The sequence below is a fragment of the Imperialibacter sp. genome, from assembly GCF_048007035.1.
In the GTDB taxonomy this organism is placed as follows: domain Bacteria; phylum Bacteroidota; class Bacteroidia; order Cytophagales; family Cyclobacteriaceae; genus Imperialibacter.
In genome coordinates, this window is the sequence record NZ_CP180355.1 from 5,302,861 (window position 1) to 5,326,364 (window position 23,504).

Below are 23,504 nucleotides of genomic sequence, written 5' to 3' on the forward strand. Positions count from 1 at the left end.
TTTTGGTACAAAAGTGTCATTGCATGAGATGAGGCGTATTCTCTTTTTACTAGCTATTTGGATAACAGGGGCAAACACATTCGCCAGGCAAACTGATCACTCTATTGCCCGGAAGTGGAATGAAGTGCTGCTTGAGGCCGTCAGGAATGACTTTGCCAGGCCCACTGTTCATGCTCGCAATCTTTTCCACATCTCTGCCGCCATGTACGATGCCTGGACGGCCTATGATGAGAAGGCAGAGCTGTACTTTCTGGGGCGGTATCATGGAGATTTTTATTTCCCTTACGATGGCATACAGGCGCCAGAAGACCGAAGGGCCGCTCAGGAGGAGGCCATTAGCTATGCAGCCTACAGATTGATCAGTCATCGTTTTGCCTTTTCTCCCGGAGCCCAGAATATCTTCCTGGCCGCTTACAAACAGATGCAGGAAAGCGGCTATTCGCTTTCGTTTACATCCACCGACTACTCAACCGGCTCCCCGGCGGCACTTGGTAATTATATAGCCGAAAAAGTGATTCAGTTCGGCTTGCAGGATGGCTCTAACGAAGCGAATTTATATGCCAATCAGTACTATGCTCCCCTCAACGATAAGCCGCTGAATCCATTGATGCCGGGAAATCCCAATTTGAAAGACCCCAATCGCTGGCAGTCGCTGGAGCTTGGTGCGTTTATCGATCAGGGCGGAAACCCTATTCCAGGTGGCAATATTCCGTTTTTGAGCCCCGAGTGGGGCAATGTCACTCCGTTTTCTATGAATGCGCTTCATTTCACCCCACATGAGAGAGACGGTGACGAGTACCTGGTGTATCACGACCCGGGCCCGCCCGTTTATTATGTTAAAGACGATAAGGAGGCCATGGCAGCCTATGTGTGGACGTTCAGCCTGGTGGCTGCCTGGTCGTCTCACCTCGATCCGTCCGACGGCGTGATGTGGGACATTTCTCCCGCCTCTCTTGGCAACATAGCTTACGCCGAGCTTCCGACAAAAATGGAAGACTATCCGGCCTTCTATGATTTTGCCAACGGGGGAGACATAAGCAAGGGCTATGACGTGAACCCAGCCACCGGAGAGCCATACGAGCCTCAAATAGTAGCCAGGGGAGATTATACTAGGGTATTGGCCGAATTCTGGGCCGATGGACCCAGCTCTGAAACACCGCCGGGGCACTGGTTTGTGATTCTCAATTATGTAAACGACCACCCGCAACTGGTGAAGAAGTTCATGGGGCAGGGAGAGGTTTTGGATGACCTCGAATGGGATATCAAAGCCTATTTTATCCTTGGAGGCACCATGCACGATGTAGCCATTGCCGCATGGAGTGTCAAAGGATACTATGACTATATCAGACCGGTGTCTGCTATTCGCTGGCTGTCCGGCGTTGGCCAGTCCTCCGATCCCAAGTTGCCGAGGTATGATCCCGGCGGGTTTAAGTTGTATGACGGACTGATAGAGTCAGTGAAAGCTGGTGACCCACTGGCAGGGCCGAACAGAGAAAATGTTGGTAAAATAAAATTTAAGGCGTGGAAGGGGCCGCAGTATGTATTCGATCCGGCCACGACCGACGCAGGTGTTGACTGGATCCTGGCGGACTACTGGTGGCCTTATCAGCGACCGTCGTTCGTTACACCACCTTTCGCAGGCTATGTTTCAGGGCATAGCACCTATTCAAGGGCTGCAGCCGAAGTGCTGTCTTTGCTAACGGGCAGCGAATATTTTCCAGGTGGTATGGGTGAATTTGATGCGGAGAAAAATGAGTTTCTGGTGTTTGAAGAAGGCCCGAGCGCCGATGTGGTGCTCCAATGGGCCAGGTACCAGGACGCTTCCGATCAGTGTAGTTTATCAAGGATATGGGGTGGCATTCACCCGCCTATGGATGATATCCGTGGACGAATGATGGGCCATGAAATAGGAATTGATGCTTTTAACTTTGCCAACAGGTTTTTTGACGGTGTCACTACTGGCTTGAAGGAGCGCCAGCTGGTGAAAAACCAGGTGACGGTGTACCCGAACCCTGTGCAGCGGGGAAACGCTCTGACGCTGTCATTTAACAATCGTATGTCGCATGCTCGGGCCGAGCTTATTACCATGGAGGGGGCATCCGTCGCCGCCAGCGAGCTTTCGGCTGCATGGGCCGGGCAAACCCTCGATCTTGATGTTGCGGGTTTGAAGCCTGGGTTTTATCTGCTGCGCATCAATTCCGGCAGCACCTCGGAGATCCACAAGGTCATTATTGAGTAAGGCGGGGGGCATTGGCTTTTAGCTTTCGATCCAGGCCACAATGCCCAAATGGTGGTGGTGGCTGACACTTGCTGGTGTGGTGGTACCATCGTGTTTTATCGTTGGCAAACCTGCCGCATCCGATAACACTTGATAACCTGGACCCATTTCTCTTTGAAAGCAATCACGAAGTTCCTGAGATTGATTTGACGTATTCAGCATGAAGGTCTTCCATTTCACCGCTGCTATATTTGAGTTAGTTGCTACAGAAATGATATTGTCTTTTTTCAGGATAGAATAGCCGTTGATTTCATTCAGCCATCTTCCACGGTAGCGCAGCCTGTCGCCAACCGTTTCGGAGTAAACTACTTCGATTTCGCTGGGCGAAAACGCCTGGTTTGATCTTTCTGCCTTAAATATTGCTTCTTTGGCAGCCCAGAGCAGCCAGTAGTGTGTTTGTTCGTCGGTGCCTTTGGGGCAATGGTCGTTGGGATGGGAAATAAACCTTATTTCTCTTCGGGAACGGGGTTTGAGAAGTGGGTCGGTCAGGTCAACAATGTCAACTCCAATCAATCCTTTTTCATTTTTTCCAGGATCACTTCAATCGCTTCGCCAATCGTATTCATCTTGTTGATAGACTCATCGTCGATAGTGATATCGTATTTTTCCTCAATATCGAGCACAATGTCCACCACGTGGGCAGAGTTAATTTTAAGATCACCAATGAGTTGTATTTCGTCGGAGAGGTTGTCCAGTAACTCTTTTTGCATCACGTAGGGTTCAATAACACCTTTGATTTCTGCTTTGATCTCATCTTTGGTCATAGGGGCGGTTGGTAAGGTTTTTAGGCGGAAAACTTCCGCAAAATAATACAACTATTCACGTCCCCAAAGCCAAAGTTGGCTTTAGCCACAATGTTGAGGTTGGATTCCACAGTAAGGTTCGGGATTTTCTCGGCCGGAATGATCTTCAGAATCTCGGGGTGAAGCTCCTCAATATTGAGGTTGCCATGCACAAATTTGCCGTGCATTTGAAGGGCACATCCCACTAACTCGATTGCGCCTGCTCCGGCAATGCAGTGCCCAATCATTGATTTGGTGGCATTTATCAAAGGGAAATCAGCGACGGGAATATTGAGTGCTTCCACCCAGTTGTTGAGCTCAATAGGGTCGGCCATGGTGGAGGTGAGGTGACCAGAAATGAGGTCGATAGACTCAGGGGTGATTCCGGCTTCTTTGATGGCATTTTTGATGCAAGCCTGCACGGCGGCGGAGTTAGGGGCTGTCATGGATCCGCCCATTCTTTGCCCGCCTGAGTTGACGTCGCCTCCGAGAATCTCCGCATAAATTCGGGCGCCTCTGGCAAGGGCCGTGTCGAGCTCTTCAAGCACCAGCGCTCCACCTCCAGCGCCTGGCACAAACCCTGATGATGTGCTGCTCATCGGCCTTGAGCCAAATGTAGGGTTGTCGTTGGAGTCTCTGCAAAGCACACGCATGGAATCGAAGGCTCCCCATATATACTTGCCTTTGCCTTCGGAGCTACCGCACAGCATTCGCTTCGCTTTGCCACTTTTAATAAGCTCATAGCCTATGATGGCGGCTTCGGTGCCGGTGCTGCAGGCAGAAGAGTTGGACATGACCCGGTTGCCTGCTCCCAGCATGCCGTTGAGGTAGGCGCTCACGCCGCTGTTCATTGACTGAGTGATGGTTTTGGTGCCCAGCTTTCTCACTTGTCCGGCATTCACCAGGTCGAAGCGTGGGCCAATGCTTTCATCCATGCTTAGTGCACCACCTCCGAAGACGATGCCTAGTTCAGGATCAAATTTTTCATAATCAATAGTAAGGCCCGCATCTTTCCAGGCTTCCAGGCCCGATAGGCAGCCATAGATCACGCCATGGTTGTCGAGCATTTTGTTGAGGAGCTGAGGGAGAAGACTCAGCTTGTACTCCTCTGACACTTCGGGTTCACCAGCGATTTGACAACCCAGGTTGTGCTCAGTCAAAACGGGTATTTTGGCAATGCCGGACTTCATATCTCGCAAGGCTTGCTCAAAAGCTTCTTTCCCTGTGGCATTCGGCGCCACAACGCCAAGTCCGGTGATGACTACTCTTCTATTTAAGCTCATTTTTATTCACTAGTAAGCCAGAGAGATCGCCCTTGCAAACCAGCTGCTTAGTGTCTCTGTTGTGGCATTCGATTCGGCACTTCAACTTACCGAATCTATAATAAATTTTGGAGGAAGTCACCTCAAGTGTTTGCTCAGGGTAGGCTGGCGAATAGAAATCAACGCAGGAGGAGGTGAAAACAGGCACCTTTCCATCCATCCCATCAGGGCTGCTGGTGTGGTTTAAGTACATGCCAAAACAAACCAGGCCAATTTGTGCCATCACTTCGGTGATGATGACCCCAGGAGTGACAGGGTTGCCAGGAAAATGACCCTGGTAAAAAAACTCATCCTTTTTTAGCTTATAGGTTCCTTTAATGGAGTTTTCGTCGGCACTGAGTATTTCATCCACAAACAAAAAAGGTGGGCTGTAGGGTAGTTTTTGAATAATAGCTGCAAAGAGTTCGCTCATAATAGGTGCTCGCCCCCATCCACATGAATGGTGCTTCCGTTGATCCAGTTGGCTTCATCCAAAGATAGGAGGTAAATGGCATTTGCCACGTCTTCAGGCGTCGTCATTCTGCCCATCGGGTTGTTTTTGGTGACCAACTCGATCATCTTTTCGTAGGAGGGGATCATTTTCAAAGAGGGTGTGAGCGTCACTCCTGCCTGTATGGTATTTACCCTGATGTTGTGTGGGGCCAGTTCCACAGCCAGGTACCTGCTCAAAGTTTCGAGGGATGATTTTGCCAGCGCAATGGCACCGTAGCCTTCCCACACCCGGTCGTTCCCCATGGAAGTAAGTGTGATGATGCGGGCAGGTTTGGCAAAGAAGTTGTTTTTCAAAAGCGTGCGGGCCCAGGTAAACACATTGAGAGCCATGGCGTCAATCGTTAGCTGCAAGTCCTGGAGGTTAAGTTCCGGGCCGTCTTTTGAAACAAATGGCTTCAGGTTGCCGCGGGAAACCGAATGAAGCATCAGGTCGATATTGGCATCACCCAGGGCCTTCCTGAACTGTGGCAGGTGTTCGTCGATTTTCTCCTGGCTAGTGGCGTCGAAGTTGAAAGAGATTAGCTGGGCGCCTGATTCCCGGATTTCTTTAAATGCAGCTTCAATATCGCCCAGCACTGAGCGGCGATCTCTGTGGACGACAAGCAGGTTCCATCCACTTTTTCCCAGCTTACGGGCAGTAGCCAGGCCTATCCCTGAGGAACCTCCTAAGATCAATGCCCATTTGCTCATGCCTGTATCGGTTTAATGAAACACCTTCGGCGGATGGCAAGCCGGTTACCTTCTCCGGTGTAGTCGTTCCACAGATTAAGCACATTGAAATTTTCTTCGAGCATTGGGCCCGTCATTACGTCGGTAGCTCCTGTTTTAATGAAATTATCTAACATGCTTCTAAAGATAAGAACATTTGCCCCAAGCTTTTGATATTCGGGCTTCACCCCAATGAGAAACATGTCGAGGGTTTTGTTAAAATAAAAATCTTTCAGCACGTAATAAAAGCCAAATGGAAAGAGTGAACCTTTTGCCTTTTGAAACGCCTTCGAGAAGGAAGGAAAGCAAATGGCAAAACCTATCGCCTCGTCTTTGTCATTCACAACCACGCTCACATACTCTTTTCTCACGAGGTCAAAATACTGCTTAACGTAGTAGTTGATCTGGTTTTGAGTCAGTGGGTAGTAGCCGTACAGGTTGGCATACGATTCATTCAAAATTTCAAAGATGCTATTGGCGTAAACCAACATTTCCTTATTTGTCTTGAACTCCTTTACCTTGAATTTGAAGCGGCCTTCAACAATTTCGGCAGTTCTTTTTAGTCTTCTTGGAACCTCACTGGGCACAGTACCCCTGGCTTCCACCCAGTCACAGGCCTTTTCAAACCCCAGGGCCTCAAAATGCTCTTTGTAATAAGGGTAATTATAGATGGTGGCCTGTGTGGCTATTTCTTCAAATCCGTCAATGAGGGTGCCTTCAAAATCAAGGTCGGTAAAGCCCATTGGTCCGTGAATAGCCTTCACATTTTTTGATTTGGCCCAATCCTCAACAGCTTGGATGAGCTTCTTTGATACTTCCCTGTCGTCAATAAAATCTACCCAGCCAAACCTTACCAGGGCCTTTTCCTCCAGCTCTGTGCCGTGGAGAATGCCTGCGATCCGTCCGACAATCTCGTCTCCTTTGTAAGCCAGAAAATAGGCAGCGGAGCAGTACTCAAATGCGGGGTTTTTGTCTTTATTGAGTGTGCTTTCTTCGAACTGAACGAGCGGTGGTACCCAATAAGGATGGTTTTTATAAAGCCTGAAGGGGAACTTTATGAACGCTTTTAAATCTTTGGAGGTTTTTACTTCCCTAATTTCAATCGACATAATTTACAGAAGGCCGTTTTGTCTGTAATGCTCGGCAGATTCTTTCAACGCATCACCCAAAGATGTGAAAATAAAATCTTTTGGCGTGACATCTTCTTCTGCAATTGCCCAGTCGGCTGTAAGCTCATTCATCTTTTCGGGCGTAAGTACTGGCTGCCCCTTAAAAATCTTGGCAAAGAACTCATTGGCGTGGGCGTAAGGCATCATGATAAAAGAGGGAATGCGGATAGTAACCGGATTTTTCCCAATGCTATTCCCAATGCTGCTATACAACTCGCCGGGAGCGTAGTTTTTCCCATCTGTAGCTGCAATAATGGTATTGTCCGGCTGGGCAGGGGCGTAGTCCACCAGCAGCCTCGCCAGGTCTCTGGCAAAAATGAACGTTAGCTGCTGTGTTGGCTTGGCAAGCAAAGGAGCAATATTCATTTTGATGGCCTTGAACAGCTTGAGAAAGGCAGCATCCCCAGGCCCGAATACGGCGGTGGGCCTTACAATGACTAACGGGAGCGACATTTTCAAAAGTTGTTCCTCAGCCAATAGTTTGCTTTTGCCATAATTGGTCACTGGCTTTAGCACGCCATAGGGGCCTCTGGCGGCCAGCGAGGAGACGTACACAAACTTACCGCTGCTGGATAGTAGCTGCACACTCTCCACCAAACCGGCCAGCCTCACGCTGAGCACCTGATTGGTCTCAAAAAGTTTAGCCGGATCAAATGCCTTGGTGAGCCCTGCGTTATGGATGATCAGGTCGAAAGTGCCATAGAGTTGTTTCAACTCCTCCATTTCTTTTTGCAGCAACTCTCCGGAGTGGTAGCTGAAAACAGTAGAAGGAACCTGCAGATTTTGCAGCTGGCTGGTGTCCGACGACTTTCGCACGCCAGCCACTACCTGATGCTTTTGACTAACAGCGTATCTTACGATATGGGTTCCGATGAAGCCACTGGCTCCTATGACGAGGACTTTCAATGGGCAGCCATGTTCTTGTCCTGCAACGTTTCGATGCCAAGCTTTTTCATGGTCTTGTAGATTTTTTCGACTGCAATATCAATTTGTTCTTTGGAGTGAGACGCCATCAGGCTGAAGCGTATCATGGTGTCTTCGGGGCCTACAGCTGGTGGAATAACAGGATTGACGAAAAGCCCGGCTTTGAAGAGTTCGGTGGTGAGCTCAAACGTCTTCATAAAATTTCGGACGTAGATAGGTATGATGGGCGTTTCTGTCTTGCCAATATCGATACCGTAGTCTCTGAAAAGCCTATGGGCATGGTGGGTGTTTTCCCAAAGCTTTGCTATCAGGGAGTCGTCGCTTTCGAGCAAGTCCAGCACGGCAAGCACCGATGCCACTGTAGAAGCTGGCATGCTGGCACTGAAGATGAGGGCCCTGGAGTGGTGCTTCAGGTAGTTGATGGTGTCGGCGTCTGAGGCAACAAAACCGCCAATAGATGCCAGCGACTTACTGAAAGTACCGCCAATGAGATCGACTTCATTGTCGAGACCGAAATGGCTGGAGGTGCCGGCACCGTTTTTCCCAAGCACACCAATGGCGTGGGCACAATCGGTCATGATGGTGGCTCCGTATTTGTTGGCCAGCCGCACAATTTCAGGCAGGTTGGCAATGTCACCTTCCATGCTGAACACACCGTCGACAACGATGAGTTTCAGTTGCGAATCATCGCACATCTGGAGTTTTTTCTCCAGTGCGTCCATGTCGTTGTGCCTGAATTTCAGTTTTCTGGCAAACGACAATCTGCTGCCCTCTATGATGGAGGCATGGTCAAACTCATCGAGAATGATGGTGTCTTCTTTGGTGGTGAGGCAGGGGATAACCCCCAGGTTTACCTGAAAGCCCGTGGTGTAAACCAATACCGCTTCTTTATTCAGGAACTTCGCCAGCCTGTTCTCAAGCTCCACATGGAGATCGAGTGTGCCGTTCAAAAACCTTGAACCGGCACAGCCTGTACCGTATTTTTTTATGGCAGCCGCTGAGGCTTCCATGACTTTGGGGTGGTTGGTCAGGCCCAGGTAGCTGTTCGATCCGAACATAAGCACCTGATGACCGTCGATGGTTACTTCTGTGCCCTGCTCTGACTCAATAGGGCGGAAGAAAGGATACTGACCAAGTCTTTTTACCTTTTGAGGCTCCTGGTAAGTACTCGTACGTTTTCTCAATTTGTCATTCATAGTCTACAACAAACATTGTCACGGCTGGGCCTGTGAAGTAACACAATTAACCTACATCTTCCAATCAAAGGGTGTTGGGAGAACGAGAATAAACTGCATTTAGAATCAGAAGAATGTTCATTTAAGGGTGCAGGCTCAAAGTTAGCAAAAAGTATTTACTCTTACTTTTTATAAATTTCATGTTTGTATTCGAAGGCAAGGCCCGCCGCCCCATTGCTCGAAAACTGGTGCATGTAGTCGATGCTTTCATTGTTATTAAACATCTCGTACCGAACCTCCCAGAACCTGTCTTCTTTGTAATCATTGTTTTCGTACCCATTATAAAGCTCAACTTTTATGGTGTTCCTGCCTTTGGCCAGGTGCTGTGCCAAATCCACGTCAAGGTTAAGGTCTGGGTTGCCGTCAAACACTTTGCTGGTGAACAGCAGGGAGTCATTTAAGTATACCTTCACCTGATTGTCTGCCTTATAAAACCGTATAAAATGACCCTTTGCCGCCTGCGGTGGTTGTGAGAAAACGAGCTGAGAGATCAGGCAGAAAAAGACAAAAGAAAATATTTTCATAATTCAAATTTATGAAAACATACAAGCATACGAAGTGCCAAACTATTTTGGAGCTGGCAAAAAAGGAGTTGGTTGCGCTATCTTATTAATTATTAATGCGATACCTGAGGTTTAAAAGTGCCTGGAAATTTCTATCGCTGATGCCATCAACAAAATAGCGGTGGTAGTGTTTTGCATACTGTAGCTGGGCTTCAACCGTAAACTGTTCAAACAGCCGGTAGTATTTGGCGGAGTAGGCAAATTCAAACTCTGATGGGTATTTCAAGGCCCCGGCATACTCTCTGAGAATGTAGTCATCATTAAACCTTATTGCTTGTGCAGTGAGGCCGAACATGCTCTTGGGGGTGAAATACTGCGCCTGGAGCACATTCGTATTTGAGCCGGGGCCTATGCCCGCACCAATGATTTGGCCGTTTTGGGTATAGCCATGAGCGATGGAGTAGTGCACATAATAGGTAGGCGACGAGAATATGCTGACAATCTGGAGCTGGTTGGCGCTGAGTTTGGTGTTTTCGTAGTGGAGCTTAACGGTATTTCCGTTGCTGAGCTCAAAAGCCTCGGTGATGCCAAGCACAAAGGCGGATGATCGATCAGGGTTGCGCCCAAATTCTTTGAAATTTCCCGGAAAATCATTTCTCGCATACTCGGTGTAGATCTCCAGCCCCAGTTCGGGGCGATTCCAGCGGATGGTGGCAGATGCCATCTGGTCGTATTCATCGTTGGTGATGATGCCATTTAACGGGGTGTCGTATTGCCTTGAGGTATGGGCAAAAGCAGCGAAAACATCTTTCGCTCCCATGCTGCTTCTTTCCCAAAGGCGGTACATGACCCTATGGAGCCCCAGGTTCAATCCCTTCACGAAGCTTGGCGCATAGCCCCCGGTGAAGCCGGTGATGTAACGGTGGTTATTGTTGGGGTTGCTGTCATAATAATCGGATTCCTTGAGCATGCCCCAGAAAGCTTTGCCCTCCAGTCGCCCAATTTTGGTATCTATAGGTCTGTTGAAACCAAGGTTGAATCGAGGTATGCCCGCCGCCTGCTGACTCATTAGAATGGGGTTGAAGGTGGCTGGCCCCCAAACTTCATTTTGGGTAGTGAAACCTGCTGCAATGCCCCGGTAAACGTATTTGACCTCAGACTGCCCCGGATCAATCTTGAAAAGGCTTTCGTCTCCATACCTTTCCACCTGGTCCAGCCTTTCGTAGAAAGGATACGAATATTGACTTTTATTGTAAATAGGTTGTGGGATATCAATGGCAGCGTTCTGACTATAATGCACAATGGGCGACAAGGTGTAGCTGAAGTATCCATTTTCGCCGGTAGGAAGTTTGCCCATCACACCGGTAGTAAACCATGAATTAAGCCCTTTTCCATTCCAAACGGCGCCGTCGTTGTAGCTTCGGGGTGCGGTAGAATTGAATAAAGTGCCGAAAGTGGGATCAACCACAGAAAATTTGTCCGAACTGGTTGAAGGTACCAGGTAGTTATTCCATGGGTTCCAGCTAAGGGAGCTGTCAGGAGCGAAGTCTGTAATAATGGACGGGAAGGTGCCGATGGCCTCCTTGCCGAAATCATTTTTTAAGAGCAGTAGCCTGTGGTACTCAAAATCCAGCGTACCTGGCTGGAGTACCTGGCCGAAAAGGCTGGAGGAAAATAGAATGAAAAGTGAAAAGAGGCAGGTTTTTCCTTTATTCATGTGTCGTTTTGCTTAGGGAATAGCTTGGTAAAATGCAGGGTTACTTAGATGCAATTTGTTTGGTTACTAAACATTTTTGGCAATTTTTTTGACAACCATGGTTCCTGAATATATTCTCAAACGTAGCAATTTATAAGCAATAATGAGCGGTTGAAATTTACGAAAGTCACCTTGTTTTTTGAGTTAATCTTTTCTGCCAGGGTAAATGAATTCTCCGGTTTCTCAGCTATTGCCGTCATTTTTCAAAGATGAATACTAGATGCAAAGTGCCGCTTTTGAGTTGGAATAAGTGACCCTTTTTTGTTGCTTTTGCACTGCTGCGGCGAAATTTGAGCCTTTTTTGAGACGTCGTTTGTGTGCCCCATTTCTAATTTGATAAAGAACCTGGTGAGCTTCTGGCTGCCGGTTTTTTTGAGAAAAGGAAATTTTCTTGCCTACTTTGCTGCCTTGCTGCTAAGCGACAAGCGGCACGTAGAACGAAAAGCCACTTAGTGAAACTAATCTACTCTTTACTTCTGACAAGCTGGAAAAAGCTGTTTTTTGCCATGTTGATGAGCATTGTGGCCGGAGGGTTGTATGCTTTGTCTATCAAGTTTCTTCATGAAATCATTACCAGCGATTCCGGGTTGATGCTGGTGTTTTATAAGCTCAATATTTCCATCATTATCTCAACAGCCCTGTCGGTGTTTGCCGGACACTATCTTACCAAAGTGTATGAGGGCCAGGTATCTGACCTCCGTCTTTCCATATCAAAGAAAATCCTGAAGGCGGATTTTTTTCATGTAGAGCAGAACTCTCTTCAAATAATGCCTGTGCTGAATAACGACATCAATACCATTGGTGCGTTCATAAAAACGGTGCCTGATTTTTTTGTTTCAATTTCCAAAGTTGTTGCCTGTGTTGCCTATATGTTCTGGCTCTCATGGCAGCTCACGGCCTATGTGATGAGCATTTACGCCCTGGTATTTCTGGTTTCGATGATTGTTTTTCCAAGGGTACATAAGCAGGAGCGGATGATCAGAGAGCTGAAGAATGACATTTTCGAGCATATCAATGGCCTGGTGAGGGGGCTCAAGGAGCTGTCGCTCAATAAAAAGCACAAGTCTATTTACGTGCAGGATATTATGGGCCCCACTAGCCGAAAACACAGCGACAGTTTGACGATTCTTGGGACGCTGCACATATTCGTCACCAAGATTGGAGAGCTTATCGTGATTGTTTCGCTTTCGGTGCTGCTGATTAAATACAACGACATTGTGGTGATGGACAGCGGTTTGCTGCTGGAGTTTTTGACGGTGGTCATGTTTGTTTTGCCAGCACTGATTATCACCACAACCTTTCTTAACAACATCAAAAAGGTGGAAGTAGCGCTCAATGCTATTGGCAAGCTGGGAATTGAGTATCAACCAGACAGGGAGGCAAAGCAGCAGCCGGTGAGCCCGATCGGGGCTCGCCCGGAGCCTTTGATTGTTCTTGAAAATGTAGGGTTTGAATATGGTTCGGAAAGGGAAGCAAATGGGTTTCACATCGGGCCGTTTAACCTCACGATCAACCGTGGAGAAATCGTTTATTTGAGTGGGGGGAATGGCAGCGGTAAAACGACATTGGGCAAACTGATTGTGGGCCTTTATCGACCAAGCTCTGGGAAGATTTTATTTCAGGGGCAGGAAATAGACGAACGGAAAAATGAAGACTATCGCAACCAGTTCGCAGCGCTGTTCCCCGATTCTCATGTGTTCAGAGGGCTGCAGTACATTGATGATGGGTACCTTCAACAGCATGGGGAGCGACTTATCAAGATGCTCAATATCGAGGAAATTGTAAATATCAAGGATAAATCGCTGTCTACCATACGGGTGTCGTCGGGGCAGCAGGGGAGATTGTCACTGTTGAGGTCGCTTCTGGAAGACAAAGAAATTTATCTGTTCGATGAGTGGGCGGCTAATCAGGATCCGCTCTTTAAGCTGAAATTTTACGGTTCAATTATCCCGGATTTGAAGAAAGACGGAAAGACAGTTATTGTGATTACTCACGATGAGTCCTATTTCCATATGGCCGATAGAATTATCAAGCTTGAAGATGGCCACGTTGTCAGACAGCACACCGGCAAATAGGCGCCTGATTAGTTAGTTCTCATCTCTGAGATCGAAGCATTCAGGGCATCGTTTTTTCAGCCCAAAGAGAAACGACCTGTAGGGGTAGATGTTTCTGGTGTAGGGAAATTCCGATGGATAAAGTTTGTATTTAATGTTGTCCGTTTGGATCAAATCGTCCATACTGGATCCAAAGGCCAGAAATGTGCAGGTCGGATTATTTTCGAACCAAACGGGGCTGACGATTTTGGCCAGCATCCCACACATCATCATCACGACTGTGCCCTCTTCAAATCTTTGCTCAGCAAGTTCATCGTAAAGCTCGTAGGAGTTCCTGAAGGGAACCCTCATGATGCGGGTCCCGTCCGCTTCCAGTCCCAGTTTTTTGAGAACTGTCAGGTCTTGAAACTCGTTAAGGACAAAGTACAGCTTCCTGCCTCTCAATGCTCCAAGGATAGCTGGCAGCAGCGAGAGGTTATGGTGGATGGTCATCGCCGGCACAGTGAATTCGTCGGCTTGTCTGAGCTCAAGAGCCAGTGTCTTCAGCTCAGGATAGCAGGTGCCACATGGAATCCCCACAAAGTAGTTGTGTCTTTTGACTTTCAGGGCTGCCATCAGCCGCTCAGCCAGCACTGTAGAGTATATCTGCTGTTTTCTGCCGTACCACTTCGCTTCATTGTCTTTGTTGAGGTACTTTCTGATAAAAGTGATTTCTCCATCGTTGAGGTGAGAGAAACAGAACGGTTCCTTCTTTCTCAAAAGGTCTCTCAGGCGTGAGGCACTTTCATGATAGCCCGGGCCATAGTTTTTACTGTATCTGAAAACTTGTTGCTGAGTCGACGTCCCTTTGTTGTACCTGTTGATCTGTAGCAGGCTCACCAGCGATTGCACGTAGGCGGCAAATGAAACAAGAGCAGCCAGCGGCTTAAGAAGGCTCGTTGTGTTGAATGTGTATTTGCCCTTTAATTGTTGCAGTCGCCTGCGAAAATGTTCTCTCGATGCCGGGATGTGAACCACCATTGGAAGGGTACCTGTGGCGGTGTTGTGTAGTTGGCCCTTTTTCCACGCCAGATCCCTGAAGATGGTTTGCTGTGATGCCAGTCCAAATGTCTTGAGCAGCTTCCGCTCGAATTGGAAGAAGAGGAAGCTTTGCCTCTTTGATAGGAGGGGCCACTTTGCAGCTGTCGCACGCCCTCCTGTGCAAGCAAATAGCTGTTGCTTCCTGTCAACTGTTATGGTGTAGTCAGGTCTGAAGGAATGGGAGCCACAATCGGCAAAAAAACGACTGAAAAGAGATTGATCGGACCTGATGGACGAAAGTGCATGCTCATCTGAGAAATCGATGCCATACAGCGCCTGTATATCCTCCAGCATTTGTCTCACATGTTGTGCCCTGCCAATGAAAGAACCTGAATTGAGGTAATCGTAGTAGGTGGTTCCACGGGGATAGTGTTTCCAGTAATAATGCCTTAGTGTAGGGTCTCTGAAGTAGAAGTTGGCCTCTGCGGAAAAAACCACATCAGTATTGAACTGTTCGTAAACTTTTAACAGGCTTGCTTCTCCGTCGGTGATGTCCACATCAAAAGCATCTACGATTAACAGACATTCTTTGTCGTCAACAGTGGCTTGAGAGAGATACTCTGACAAGTACTTTAATTTGATGGCATTTCGACCCCATTTTCCTGTCTGACCCAGCACTTCCAAAGGCAGACCTAATCTCGCACATGAATCTTTAAGTACACTTATTCTTTCATCTATTGTATCTGCAAAAGTCACTACCTTTAGACCCATCTTTTCTGCGCTTTTGCCGACAAAGTAAATGAACTTTGAGACATTTACCGATGTAAATATTAGAAGCTGATGAGCAACTTAAAAGCCAGGCGGTTACGCAAATTCTGGAAAGCTCCTATAAACAGAAGGCTGGATGCCTTCGAATACAGGTATAAATCATCGTATCCTTACCTATCTGGTGACACTTTTCGCCAGCTGGGTGAAATGGTCATAGATAAGTCTACCAGAGGTTCCGGCTTGATCCAAAGAACCGGGCCTGTAATAGTGTATGCTATGCAGACGAGAAGAGGTGAGTTCCTTGATCAGTTTTTCGATAGTGTGCTGCCAGCGTTGAGGCAACCGTACGTGTTGATGACACACAATGGTATGACGCCCAATTGGGGGAAGTATGAGCGATGGTTGGAGAGTGAGCAGATGCTAGCCTGGTTTGGTAAAAACCTGGTTTATGATCACCCCAAAGCACATACGCTGCCATTAGGAATTGTCAATCTCCGTGATCCGCATGAAAGAGGGCGAACCAATCAGTTTTGGAACGAGCTTAGGTCAGGCAAAGTGGAAAAGGATATACTGTGTTACGTCAATATAGGGGTTGGTCATATAAAGCAAGCGAGATATGAGACCAGATTGAGTACCATAGAATATTTTTCAGATAAGGAATTCGCTACAACCGTGGGGGAACGCTCATGGAACCAATATGCCGCCGAAATGAAGAGATCTAAGTTTGTGGTAGCACCTCCCGGTGAGGCGCTTGATACTTTCAGGTTGTGGGAGGCACTTTATCTTGGGTCGATACCCATTGTCACTTCTACGGAACTTGACGCTTTTTACAAAAATTTCCCTGTTTGGATTGTAGATAGCTGGGAGGAAGTGACTGAGCAAGCACTTGAACAAAAATGGGCTGAGCTTTCGCTCGGATTTGACAGCTGCCCGCAACTTTGGGCCAGTCATTGGTTTAAAAAAATCACGAGTTTTGTTGAATGATGGGGGCAGCGATAGAGATTTTCAGATACCTCAAGCTGCATGCGTCAGGCTCAAAGGCCAGGGTACGAGGCGAAAGAAATGGATTGGCGGGAGAAAAGTGCTCACTTGTGTATATTTCTCTTTCTACCACACCTGAGCGCATTGCCAAAATCGGTCCTGCCATAGCGTCGCTAATGGATCAGACTGTGATGCCTGACAAGATATTCCTTTGCATCGCCAAAAAAAGTAGGAACGGGCAGGCTTATAAAATCCCCGGCTTTTTATCGGGCAACCCATTGGTGGAAATAAGTTGGGTAGAGAAAGACCTTGGGCCCGCCACCAAATGGTTTTATACCTGCAACGCTGATCATATCGCAAAAGGCAGCAACATCATCGTGCTGGACGATGATCAGGTCTACCCGAAGCAGCTGGTAGAACACTATATGCATTGCAGAAGGCAGTTTCCCGGAGCGGCTTTCACATTGCTGGGCTGGCCAGTGCCAACTACCGGGCGGCATACCGACAGAAAGTGTGTGAGTGCAGGGAAAGTTAGAATCCTGGGTGCCGACGATAGGATTGAAGTGATTGCTAGCCCCCGGCAGGTGCATTGCATGCAGGGCGCCTCCAGCTACATGATTGCAAAGGGGATGCTTAAACCCACGGCCGAGTACTTTGAAAAGCATGAGGCAGCCAATTTTGCCGACGACATCCTGATCAGCGGACTTTTGGCAGAAAGCCAGGTGCCCGTATATGTGCTGCCAGGCCCATTTCAGTTTATTCGGCTTCATTCTTTGCGGATGATGAGGGCGCCTAGCTTGTACAATAACACCAATCGGAGTAGCGATTACAACGATCAGCTTTACAGGCTTTTCGAAAAAAGCTGGCCTGCTGTTTAGTAAATGTACGGGCTTAACCGGTTCGATCGGTTGACAACAATTCTTAGCCCAAGGCAGCCAACCACCCGGGCAAATTTAAAGATATGCGTGAGGCTTGTTTGGTAGGTTTTTAGGTGGCTCCATCCATTAATCTTCCCAGCTGCTTTTATGTTTTTCACGAGATGCCTCTCCCTGATAAAATCCTTGCTCAACACCTCCATTGTGTGTAGAAACAAGCGATCCCGCACCGATCGTTGAGAGACCTCCGGATATACAACACTTGCATGCTGTGCCTTGTTTTCTGCTTCCGCCACAATTTTCGATACCCACTCAGGATTTGATTTCTTGTCTTGTTTGTTGTCCCACTTGATTTTTAGCCGGATGTCGAGGTGTTCCATTAACCGATTCCACTCGTTAGGCCCGTTCTCGATATTGATATGAATAAACCTCGGGTCGGCCTGGAAAAAGTGTAGTACTCTTTTTCTGTAAATGAGCCAGTCAATCAATATTTGGCGGTAGACTGTTTTGCCCATAATTAGCCTTGAAAGGCGAACGATTGCCTTGTCATCCTTCATATGCCGATCGTCGATATGGCTGAACCAGTTGAACATGCTGAGAATCCAACGGGACGGCTCCCGATCCAGCAGGACTATTTTTGCATCGGGAAACCAGGCAGTGAGGTGATGGAAATTGTGTAGGCTGCCATCGAGAAAGTAGTCAAACTTCGAAAAAAAGGCTTCGTTTGGCTCCGCTAGGTGAGAATACACCCCGAAGTGAGGCGTATGGGTAACCCGAAGACCTTTTTCCTTCAGGGCATTGGTGATGCTGGTGGTGCCCATTTTTGAGGAGCCGATGAAAAACACTTTCATAGGTTATCGGTGACCGGTTTTTGGAAGAGCTTGAAATAGGCTTGTGCCATGCTGTCCCATGTGAACATTTCTTTCTCGGTATTGCTTTTGAACAACTGACCAAGGTTTTTGAGCGCTTCTTTGTCGGTCAACAGTTTGTCAACTGTCTTGCTCCACGCTTCTGCATCGCCGGACGGCAGCAGCAAGCCATTGAAATTGTTTTTTACGGCAGATGGAATGCCGTCTACTCTTGCTGCCAGGCAAACCAGCCCACTGACGGCCGCTTCCAAAGCTACGAGGCCAAACCCCTCGTAATCACCGTCAACATGCAAGTTGGGCATCACAAACAAATCGGCATGCAAAAGCAGCTGATCAAGTTCAGCTTGGGGCAGCTTTCCCGTAAATAACACTTTATCCCCATAGGCCGGGTCTTTCATAAGCTCATCCAGTTCAACAGCTTCCAGGCCAAAGCCAAAAAGATGAGCGAGCTTCTTAAAGACAGATGCCGGAAGTACTTTAGAAAGCCACAATATGAGCTTAATGTTCTTCTCCCGGGGCCCGACAATGACATAAAAGACAGAGGTTTGTATTTGCGGCAGCACATTTTTGATAAACCAAACAAAGCCCTTCCGCTTAATTGGCCGGCCAATTGATACTATCAAAGATTTGTTGTTGACGGCCGCTCCACATCTTTCCTTGAACAAAGAGTAGATGGCTTCATTTTTTTGCGCACTTGGCAGTGGCTCAAATCCATTGGGAATATAATGCGCCCTGGCTGAAGGGATGCCAGCCTTGATGCATTCCAGTCTCGTTTCGTCGCTCACTGCAATGACCCAGGCAAATTTTGACAGGTATTTTCGCAGCCAAAACTGATATAAGGTCGACTTGAAGATGACATCAAGGCCATGGACAGTGGCGGCCATTTTTTTTCGGGTGAGCCAGAGTAGCGGAGTTAAAAATAGTGCCATAAGACCATCGTTGGCATGAATAACACCTATGCGAGGATTTCGCCAAACCTTGAAGAGACACCACGGAACAACCGAGATGAAAAATAGCGCTTTAGGGTATTTCCCGCCAAAGATAATTTTGTGGACTATTGTATATGATTGCAGGTTTTTGATCAACTCATAGCTTTGCTTTTGCATGCCGCCAATGGATGGAGGATATTTGTGCGTAACAACAAGAATTTCGGAATCGCTTCGGCCTGCCAACATGTGAGGTTTGTGGAAATATGAGCAAAGTTAAGATTGTATTTTTTATTGATGTACTCAAAAAGGATTTTGATGGGGTGTCTAACACCACTAACCAAATTGCCTACCGCCTGCCCAGGGACCAATTTGACGCCATCTTTATCACTCCGCTGCCACCGGAAGATCCGGAGTTTCCGTTTCCTGTTTACATTTGTCCCTCAATAGACATCCCGCTTTACAAGCAATATAAACTGGCGCTACCCAAGCGAATGAAGGGATTGGAAGCGAAGCTCGATGACTTCAAGCCTGATATTGTACATTGGAGTACCCCTTCGGCGCTAGGCTGGTATGCCGTGGACTATGCGAAGAAACGCAAGATTCCTGTGGCGACTATATATCACACGCATTTTACTTCCTATGTAGAATACTTCTTAAGGTTTGTGCCTGGTATCGATAAGATTTCGCCTCCGATAGCCCGGCGGCTGCTTTCGTTATACAAAGATTGCTCGCTGGTGCTGGCACCCACCGAAAGCATGAGTGACTACCTGAAAGTATTGAGAGTAAACGCTGCCAATATAAGAGTTTGGGGCAGGGGGGTAAACCAGCACCTGTTTTCGCCTGCTTTCAGAGACGATGCTTTTTTCTCCCCATACGGCGTCACCAATGAAAAGAAAATTCTTTTTGTCAGCCGACTTGTTAGTTACAAATCCACCGACAGCCTGATTGAGCTCTATAAGTTGCTTGACAAAGGCCATAAGCTGATTATCACTGGCGATGGCCCTGATATGGAGAGGCTTCAAAGTAAAATGCCAGAGGCGGTGTTTACCGGGAAACTCACCGGTGAAGCACTTTCCAAAGTATTTGCCTCGGCCGATGTGTTTGTCTTTCCGTCGGTTACAGAAACGTTTGGTAACGTGATTCTTGAGGCCATGGCTTCCGGACTGCCGGTGGTGGCGGCCAGGGCCGGTGGCCCGGCCGATATTATTGAAGATGGCGTTACCGGTTTTTTGGCTGAACCAGGCAACACCAAAGAAATGTATGATCGGATAAAAGCGTTGCTGGCAGATGATGAACTACATGCAAGGATCAGGGAAAAAGCGATTTACTATGCCAGCCAGCAAAACTGGGACGTGCTGTGCCAGCGGTTGTTCGATTATTACACCGATTTAGCGGGAACCACCTCATGAGTCTGACCTTTAAGATACTTCAGTTGGCTACGCCAAACATCGATTCTTACGCTGCCTATAGTATAGCCTCTGTGCGGGGCTATGCAAAAAGGCACGGCTATCAGCATTTAGTGCAACGCAGCCGGTTGGTTGATGATATGCATATCAACTGGACAAAAATTGTGCTTTTGCAAAACACTCTGGCCGAAAAAGACGTCGATTACGTGGTGCTGTTAGATGCGGATGTTGTCCTCACAACTACCGCCCTGCCCCTGGAAGATTTTGTGAAAATGGGGAATGAAGCGACACACATACTGATGCCTGGTGATACGCCGTTGCTGGGAGGTAAAAGGCCCAACGCAGGGATGATCATTGTTAAAAACAGCCCTGAGGGGAGAGGCATTATTGACTATTGGCTGCATGCAGCCCGCCATGAAGGTAGCCACCTGGCAGATACCCACCCGAGAAATCAGCTGGTGTACTGGAATTTCGTGATGCCCAGGTTCAAACCTCTTCAGTTTATTATTCCCAGGTCATTTGCCAGAAAGTATTACCCTGTTTACGACTACCTGGGACAGCGTGGAGGGTTTTTGTGGCATGTAACCCAAACCAACGAGGGGGTAAGAGAAAAGTATATGAAGAAGCTTTACGAGCAAAACAGGCTCGAAATGGGAGACTTTCAAACCACTTTAGAGGCGCTGAAAGGAGCGACCGAAGGGTTGGTTAAGTTGGTTGGGTAACTAATAGCGTTTTTAGGCGCAGTTAAAAAATTCATTGTTTAGCTTTAGGAAACGTTAACCGAAGTTTCATTGGAGAAGATTGCCGGTTTGAAAAACACTCAATCATTTTACTGGGAAGAAAGCAGAGAACCACACTTTCAGCGCAGAAAACAAATTTTGAATGAGGTGCCTGAGGTGAAGAAGCTTTTTGGTACCGACCCTCTTTTAAAGTACAAGGCGATTTTTGTGCTGCTGCTACAGCTGGCTATTCCAGTGTTTTTTCTGCCTGAAAATCCATACCTGTTTGCGCTGCTGGTGGTAGTTGTCGGTGCCACACTTAGTCAAATTCTTTTTTTGGCTATTCACGAAATCACCCATGACCTGGCGTTTAAAAACCCAGCACTCAACAATGTTTTGGCCATCATCGTCAACTTTCCTATTGTGTTTCCATTTAGTATGGCATTTAAGGTGTACCACGCCAAGCACCACTGGCACCAGGGCAAGGAAGGTGTTGACACCGATCTGCCGACGGACGGGGAAGCACTTCTATTTAAGGGCTTTTTCGGTAAGCTGATCTGGCTGGTGAATCAAATTCTGTTTTATGCCATCAGACCACTCATGGTGCACCCTATCAAACCAGACAAGTGGCAAATTATCAACCTGATCGCTCAGCTGGTATTCGTGGTGGTGTTTTACCAGCTGGCCGGTATCGCCGGCTTTGTTTATCTCATAGCCTCTCTGTTTGTAGCCGGCGGGCTTCACCCCATTGCCGGCCACTTTATAGCAGAGCACTACGTTTTCAAAGAAGGTCAGGAAACCTATTCGTACTACGGTTTCCTGAACAAGATTACTTTCAACGTAGGTTTTCATAATGAGCACCACGACTTTCCCAACATTCCTGGCAGTAGGCTGCCAAAGTTGAAGAAACTAGCTCCCAACCACTACGACCACCTCTACTCGCACACCTCATGGTCAAAGGTGCTTTGGCGGTTTGTTTCCGAGGAATCGATGACGCTTTATGCCAGGATCAAGCGGAATAACTAGTTGTCTCTCACGAAACTCAGCGCCGCTTCAATAAATTTATCATTTTCAGAAACGAATGGCTCGTGCCAGGAGTTTTCGAACACAGTCCAATCGACGGTGGTACTGGTAAGCAGTCGCTCTGTTTCATCGCCCACTTCTATAGGCACTACACCGTCTTTTTTGCCCCACAAAAACTTAACTGGTAAAGTGATTTTTGAAAGCTCCTCAGTCTTATCAAAAGTGAAGAGCACCTTTTCGCTGTAGTCGTTGTAGGCTTTTCCATGTGCAAATTGCGACATTGCAGTATTGGGCGAAAACAGCACATAGTTGAGCACAAACTTTTTGTTTTCGTAAAGAGATAAAGGATTGCCGTCCAGGTCGAGCATCTTACGGTAGTAGTCCACCCAAACGTCGTTTACAGTTGTGTTGTTGACCGGATGTGTTTCAGTAAATTCCAGGGTTTTATTGTCCTGGCGGGCAGTTGCTTCCCTTATCACCCATTCTCTCATGATCTCCATCCAGCGCAGGTTGCTAAAAGTGCCGTTCACTACCAACAGCCCATCCGCCATTTTCTGATTCTCACCGGTGGTCAAAAACTGCCAGGCCAGCTCCACGCCGAAGCTGTGTGCCATAATGTAGATTTTCTTGCCAGGATACTGCTGCCGCAGCAAGCTTACTGCGTAGAATGCGTCCTCGCCAAACTGCTCATAGGTGAGCGACGAAGGATCGGCATTTCCGGAGGAGGAGCCCGCAATGCGCTGATCCCAGTAGGCTACAGCTACTTCGCTTTCCATCCCCTTCAGGTAGTAGCGGTAACACATGGCGCAGTCGCCAGGCCCACCGTGGAAAAAAATGACAATCTTATCGGCATCGAGGTTGCCCCGTACCCAAATGGGCATGTCGGCTCCGTCGTTGCGGAGATAGAAGGTGTCTTTAACGTCAGTGGTGTCATCGCTGCAGGCAAAAAGCGCCGAGCAAATCATAAGTATGAGTATCTTTTTCATTTTCTAACAGTGAGGGGTTTGCTGATGCCCGCTTCAAAAGCAATGCGGGTGAGGGATGACTTGTTGTAAGGAACTTGTTTGAGCACATGGAAGCGACAGAACCAGGTGAGCTTGGTCTGCTTTTGCACTGATAGGTCTTTTCCAAAGCCAACAAAGAGTGACGGCATAAAGGCCGTCCTTCCGGCAAGGTGTTTTCTTTCAAGTGGGCCTTTTTCCGACACTTCAAAAGTTTGGCCTTCATAAAACGACCTGAAAAGTCCGGGACTGACGCCTGCTTCGAACAAGCCGCCTTTGTAGTTGACTGTTTTGTAAGAAACCTCCGGCATCACGATCACGCCAATATGGTTGCCCGTATGGCGATATATGGCCAGCCCAGGTGAGAAAACCAAAGCACTATTTCTGGCTTTCTCTCTTCTGTTCGTTTTGTCCCAGGAATACAGCGGAAGGGAATAGGCTCCCTTTGCACCATAGTGAGTAAATGTTTCCCCGAAGTAGGAGAGCTTTACTTCCTGAGCCCGAACGGAAGAAAAAAATAAGAGGGCTACAGGCAAAAAAATGATTTTATGCATTGTAGTTGAGTTTTTGACTCAGATCAATACGGCGAATCGATTGTAAGGGTGCGTTGGGATAGCGAAATTTTCAGTGAAGTAGGGGAATTTGGGCCTGATATATGAAAATAATGGGGTGAGATAGAGAACAGGCAGG

At 47.6% G+C, this 23,504-nt stretch carries 22 protein-coding genes; 7 read left to right on the forward strand and 15 right to left on the reverse strand.

Annotation, left to right across the window (positions count from 1 at the left end):
* Positions 1–28 precede the first annotated feature (28 nt).
* A complete protein-coding gene (locus ACMVP2_RS22950; protein ID WP_416865272.1) occupies positions 29–2,239 on the forward strand; it encodes a DUF6851 domain-containing protein in 2,211 nt (736 codons plus the stop codon).
* Between the two features lie 18 nt (positions 2,240–2,257).
* On the opposite strand, the gene ACMVP2_RS22955 is transcribed toward ACMVP2_RS22950, so the two are convergent.
* From ACMVP2_RS22955 to ACMVP2_RS23000, 10 genes are all read right to left on the reverse strand, one after another.
* Positions 2,258–2,791, reverse strand: a complete 534-nt coding sequence (locus ACMVP2_RS22955) for a 4'-phosphopantetheinyl transferase superfamily protein (RefSeq protein WP_416865273.1) — start codon at positions 2,789–2,791, stop codon at positions 2,258–2,260.
* The gene (locus ACMVP2_RS22960) at positions 2,788–3,042 is read right to left on the reverse strand and encodes an acyl carrier protein (RefSeq protein ID WP_152000267.1); all 255 of its coding nucleotides are present in this window, start codon (positions 3,040–3,042) and stop codon (positions 2,788–2,790) included. Before ACMVP2_RS22960 ends, ACMVP2_RS22955 begins: the two co-directional genes overlap by 4 nt.
* A gap of 20 nt (positions 3,043–3,062) precedes the next feature.
* Positions 3,063–4,343, reverse strand: coding sequence for a beta-ketoacyl-[acyl-carrier-protein] synthase family protein (locus ACMVP2_RS22965; RefSeq protein WP_416865274.1), 1,281 nt, complete (start codon positions 4,341–4,343; stop codon positions 3,063–3,065).
* Positions 4,330–4,794 carry a hydroxymyristoyl-ACP dehydratase gene (locus tag ACMVP2_RS22970; protein ID WP_339794686.1) on the reverse strand — a complete coding sequence of 155 codons (465 nt, stop codon included), beginning with the start codon at positions 4,792–4,794 and terminating at the stop codon, positions 4,330–4,332. Before ACMVP2_RS22970 ends, ACMVP2_RS22965 begins: the two co-directional genes overlap by 14 nt.
* Complete coding sequence (locus ACMVP2_RS22975; protein ID WP_339794687.1) at positions 4,791–5,564, reverse strand: SDR family NAD(P)-dependent oxidoreductase; 774 nt, start codon at positions 5,562–5,564, stop codon at positions 4,791–4,793. Before ACMVP2_RS22975 ends, ACMVP2_RS22970 begins: the two co-directional genes overlap by 4 nt.
* On the reverse strand, positions 5,561–6,691 hold the full coding sequence (locus ACMVP2_RS22980) for a hypothetical protein (protein WP_416865275.1): 1,131 nt from the start codon (positions 6,689–6,691) through the stop codon (positions 5,561–5,563). The genes ACMVP2_RS22975 and ACMVP2_RS22980 overlap by 4 nt, the downstream gene beginning before the upstream one ends.
* A gap of 3 nt (positions 6,692–6,694) precedes the next feature.
* Positions 6,695–7,657, reverse strand: coding sequence for an NAD-dependent epimerase/dehydratase family protein (locus ACMVP2_RS22985; RefSeq protein WP_416865276.1), 963 nt, complete (start codon positions 7,655–7,657; stop codon positions 6,695–6,697).
* Positions 7,654–8,871, reverse strand: a complete 1,218-nt coding sequence (locus ACMVP2_RS22990; protein ID WP_416865277.1) for an aminotransferase class I/II-fold pyridoxal phosphate-dependent enzyme — start codon at positions 8,869–8,871, stop codon at positions 7,654–7,656. Before ACMVP2_RS22990 ends, ACMVP2_RS22985 begins: the two co-directional genes overlap by 4 nt.
* A 161-nt stretch (positions 8,872–9,032) precedes the next feature.
* Positions 9,033–9,434: a hypothetical protein gene (locus tag ACMVP2_RS22995; RefSeq protein ID WP_416865278.1), complete on the reverse strand. Its 402-nt coding sequence runs from the start codon at positions 9,432–9,434 to the stop codon at positions 9,033–9,035.
* An 85-nt stretch (positions 9,435–9,519) separates the two neighbouring features.
* Complete coding sequence (locus tag ACMVP2_RS23000; protein ID WP_416865279.1) at positions 9,520–11,130, reverse strand: capsule assembly Wzi family protein; 1,611 nt, start codon at positions 11,128–11,130, stop codon at positions 9,520–9,522.
* Between the two features lie 491 nt (positions 11,131–11,621).
* On the opposite strand from ACMVP2_RS23000, the gene ACMVP2_RS23005 reads away from it, so the two are divergent.
* Positions 11,622–13,244 (forward strand): cyclic peptide export ABC transporter, encoded by a 1,623-nt coding sequence (locus ACMVP2_RS23005; protein WP_416865280.1) that lies wholly within the window; start codon positions 11,622–11,624, stop codon positions 13,242–13,244.
* A gap of 12 nt (positions 13,245–13,256) precedes the next feature.
* Here ACMVP2_RS23005 and ACMVP2_RS23010 read toward each other — a convergent pair whose 3' ends face one another.
* Positions 13,257–15,014, reverse strand: a complete 1,758-nt coding sequence (locus ACMVP2_RS23010) for a glycosyltransferase domain-containing protein (protein ID WP_416865281.1) — start codon at positions 15,012–15,014, stop codon at positions 13,257–13,259.
* Between the two features lie 69 nt (positions 15,015–15,083).
* Between ACMVP2_RS23010 and ACMVP2_RS23015 the strand changes: the two genes are divergently transcribed.
* Positions 15,084–15,995 carry a hypothetical protein gene (locus ACMVP2_RS23015; protein WP_416865282.1) on the forward strand — a complete coding sequence of 304 codons (912 nt, stop codon included), beginning with the start codon at positions 15,084–15,086 and terminating at the stop codon, positions 15,993–15,995.
* The gene (locus ACMVP2_RS23020) at positions 15,992–16,870 is read left to right on the forward strand and encodes a hypothetical protein (protein ID WP_416865283.1); all 879 of its coding nucleotides are present in this window, start codon (positions 15,992–15,994) and stop codon (positions 16,868–16,870) included. The genes ACMVP2_RS23015 and ACMVP2_RS23020 overlap by 4 nt, the downstream gene beginning before the upstream one ends.
* Here ACMVP2_RS23020 and ACMVP2_RS23025 read toward each other — a convergent pair.
* Positions 16,867–17,718 (reverse strand): sulfotransferase, encoded by an 852-nt coding sequence (locus tag ACMVP2_RS23025; RefSeq protein WP_416865284.1) that lies wholly within the window; start codon positions 17,716–17,718, stop codon positions 16,867–16,869. The two genes, ACMVP2_RS23020 and ACMVP2_RS23025, sit on opposite strands and share 4 nt — an antisense overlap.
* The gene (locus ACMVP2_RS23030; protein WP_416865285.1) at positions 17,715–18,911 is read right to left on the reverse strand and encodes a glycosyltransferase family 4 protein; all 1,197 of its coding nucleotides are present in this window, start codon (positions 18,909–18,911) and stop codon (positions 17,715–17,717) included. Before ACMVP2_RS23030 ends, ACMVP2_RS23025 begins: the two co-directional genes overlap by 4 nt.
* Positions 18,912–18,928: 17 nt before the next feature.
* On the opposite strand from ACMVP2_RS23030, the gene ACMVP2_RS23035 reads away from it, so the two are divergent.
* The 3 genes from ACMVP2_RS23035 (at position 18,929) to ACMVP2_RS23045 (ending at position 21,816) form a co-directional block, all read left to right on the forward strand.
* A complete protein-coding gene (locus tag ACMVP2_RS23035; protein ID WP_416865286.1) occupies positions 18,929–20,074 on the forward strand; it encodes a glycosyltransferase family 4 protein in 1,146 nt (381 codons plus the stop codon).
* The gene (locus tag ACMVP2_RS23040) at positions 20,071–20,793 is read left to right on the forward strand and encodes a hypothetical protein (protein ID WP_416865287.1); all 723 of its coding nucleotides are present in this window, start codon (positions 20,071–20,073) and stop codon (positions 20,791–20,793) included. The genes ACMVP2_RS23035 and ACMVP2_RS23040 overlap by 4 nt, the downstream gene beginning before the upstream one ends.
* Before the next feature lie 69 nt (positions 20,794–20,862).
* Complete coding sequence (locus tag ACMVP2_RS23045) at positions 20,863–21,816, forward strand: fatty acid desaturase (protein ID WP_416865288.1); 954 nt, start codon at positions 20,863–20,865, stop codon at positions 21,814–21,816.
* Here the strand turns inward: ACMVP2_RS23045 and ACMVP2_RS23050 are convergent.
* Together ACMVP2_RS23050 and ACMVP2_RS23055 are read right to left on the reverse strand one after the other, a co-directional pair.
* Positions 21,813–22,799: an alpha/beta fold hydrolase gene (locus tag ACMVP2_RS23050; protein WP_416865289.1), complete on the reverse strand. Its 987-nt coding sequence runs from the start codon at positions 22,797–22,799 to the stop codon at positions 21,813–21,815. The two genes, ACMVP2_RS23045 and ACMVP2_RS23050, sit on opposite strands and share 4 nt — an antisense overlap.
* Positions 22,796–23,368 carry a hypothetical protein gene (locus tag ACMVP2_RS23055; RefSeq protein WP_416865290.1) on the reverse strand — a complete coding sequence of 191 codons (573 nt, stop codon included), beginning with the start codon at positions 23,366–23,368 and terminating at the stop codon, positions 22,796–22,798. The genes ACMVP2_RS23050 and ACMVP2_RS23055 overlap by 4 nt, the downstream gene beginning before the upstream one ends.
* Positions 23,369–23,504: the final 136 nt, after the last annotated feature.

Bases quoted from the DNA above. Each gene is read 5' to 3' on its own strand.
- ACMVP2_RS23055 (WP_416865290.1), bottom strand. From the start codon at position 23,368: ATGCATAAAATCATTTTTTTGCCTGTAGCCCTCTTATTTTTTTCTTCC.
- ACMVP2_RS22965 (WP_416865274.1), bottom strand. From the start codon at position 4,343: ATGAGCTTAAATAGAAGAGTAGTCATCACCGGACTTGGCGTTGTGGCG.
- ACMVP2_RS22960 (WP_152000267.1), bottom strand. From the start codon at position 3,042: ATGACCAAAGATGAGATCAAAGCAGAAATCAAAGGTGTTATTGAACCC.
- ACMVP2_RS23015 (WP_416865282.1), top strand. From the start codon at position 15,084: ATGAGCAACTTAAAAGCCAGGCGGTTACGCAAATTCTGGAAAGCTCCT.
- ACMVP2_RS23035 (WP_416865286.1), top strand. From the start codon at position 18,929: ATGAGCAAAGTTAAGATTGTATTTTTTATTGATGTACTCAAAAAGGAT.
- ACMVP2_RS22950 (WP_416865272.1), top strand. From the start codon at position 29: ATGAGGCGTATTCTCTTTTTACTAGCTATTTGGATAACAGGGGCAAAC.
- ACMVP2_RS22990 (WP_416865277.1), bottom strand. From the start codon at position 8,871: ATGAATGACAAATTGAGAAAACGTACGAGTACTTACCAGGAGCCTCAA.
- ACMVP2_RS23050 (WP_416865289.1), bottom strand. From the start codon at position 22,799: ATGAAAAAGATACTCATACTTATGATTTGCTCGGCGCTTTTTGCCTGC.
- ACMVP2_RS23010 (WP_416865281.1), bottom strand. From the start codon at position 15,014: ATGGGTCTAAAGGTAGTGACTTTTGCAGATACAATAGATGAAAGAATA.
- ACMVP2_RS23000 (WP_416865279.1), bottom strand. From the start codon at position 11,130: ATGAATAAAGGAAAAACCTGCCTCTTTTCACTTTTCATTCTATTTTCC.
- ACMVP2_RS22975 (WP_339794687.1), bottom strand. From the start codon at position 5,564: ATGAGCAAATGGGCATTGATCTTAGGAGGTTCCTCAGGGATAGGCCTG.
- ACMVP2_RS22980 (WP_416865275.1), bottom strand. From the start codon at position 6,691: ATGTCGATTGAAATTAGGGAAGTAAAAACCTCCAAAGATTTAAAAGCG.
- ACMVP2_RS22970 (WP_339794686.1), bottom strand. From the start codon at position 4,794: ATGAGCGAACTCTTTGCAGCTATTATTCAAAAACTACCCTACAGCCCA.
- ACMVP2_RS22995 (WP_416865278.1), bottom strand. From the start codon at position 9,434: ATGAAAATATTTTCTTTTGTCTTTTTCTGCCTGATCTCTCAGCTCGTT.
- ACMVP2_RS23025 (WP_416865284.1), bottom strand. From the start codon at position 17,718: ATGAAAGTGTTTTTCATCGGCTCCTCAAAAATGGGCACCACCAGCATC.
- ACMVP2_RS23020 (WP_416865283.1), top strand. From the start codon at position 15,992: ATGATGGGGGCAGCGATAGAGATTTTCAGATACCTCAAGCTGCATGCG.
- ACMVP2_RS23040 (WP_416865287.1), top strand. From the start codon at position 20,071: ATGAGTCTGACCTTTAAGATACTTCAGTTGGCTACGCCAAACATCGAT.
- ACMVP2_RS23030 (WP_416865285.1), bottom strand. From the start codon at position 18,911: ATGTTGGCAGGCCGAAGCGATTCCGAAATTCTTGTTGTTACGCACAAA.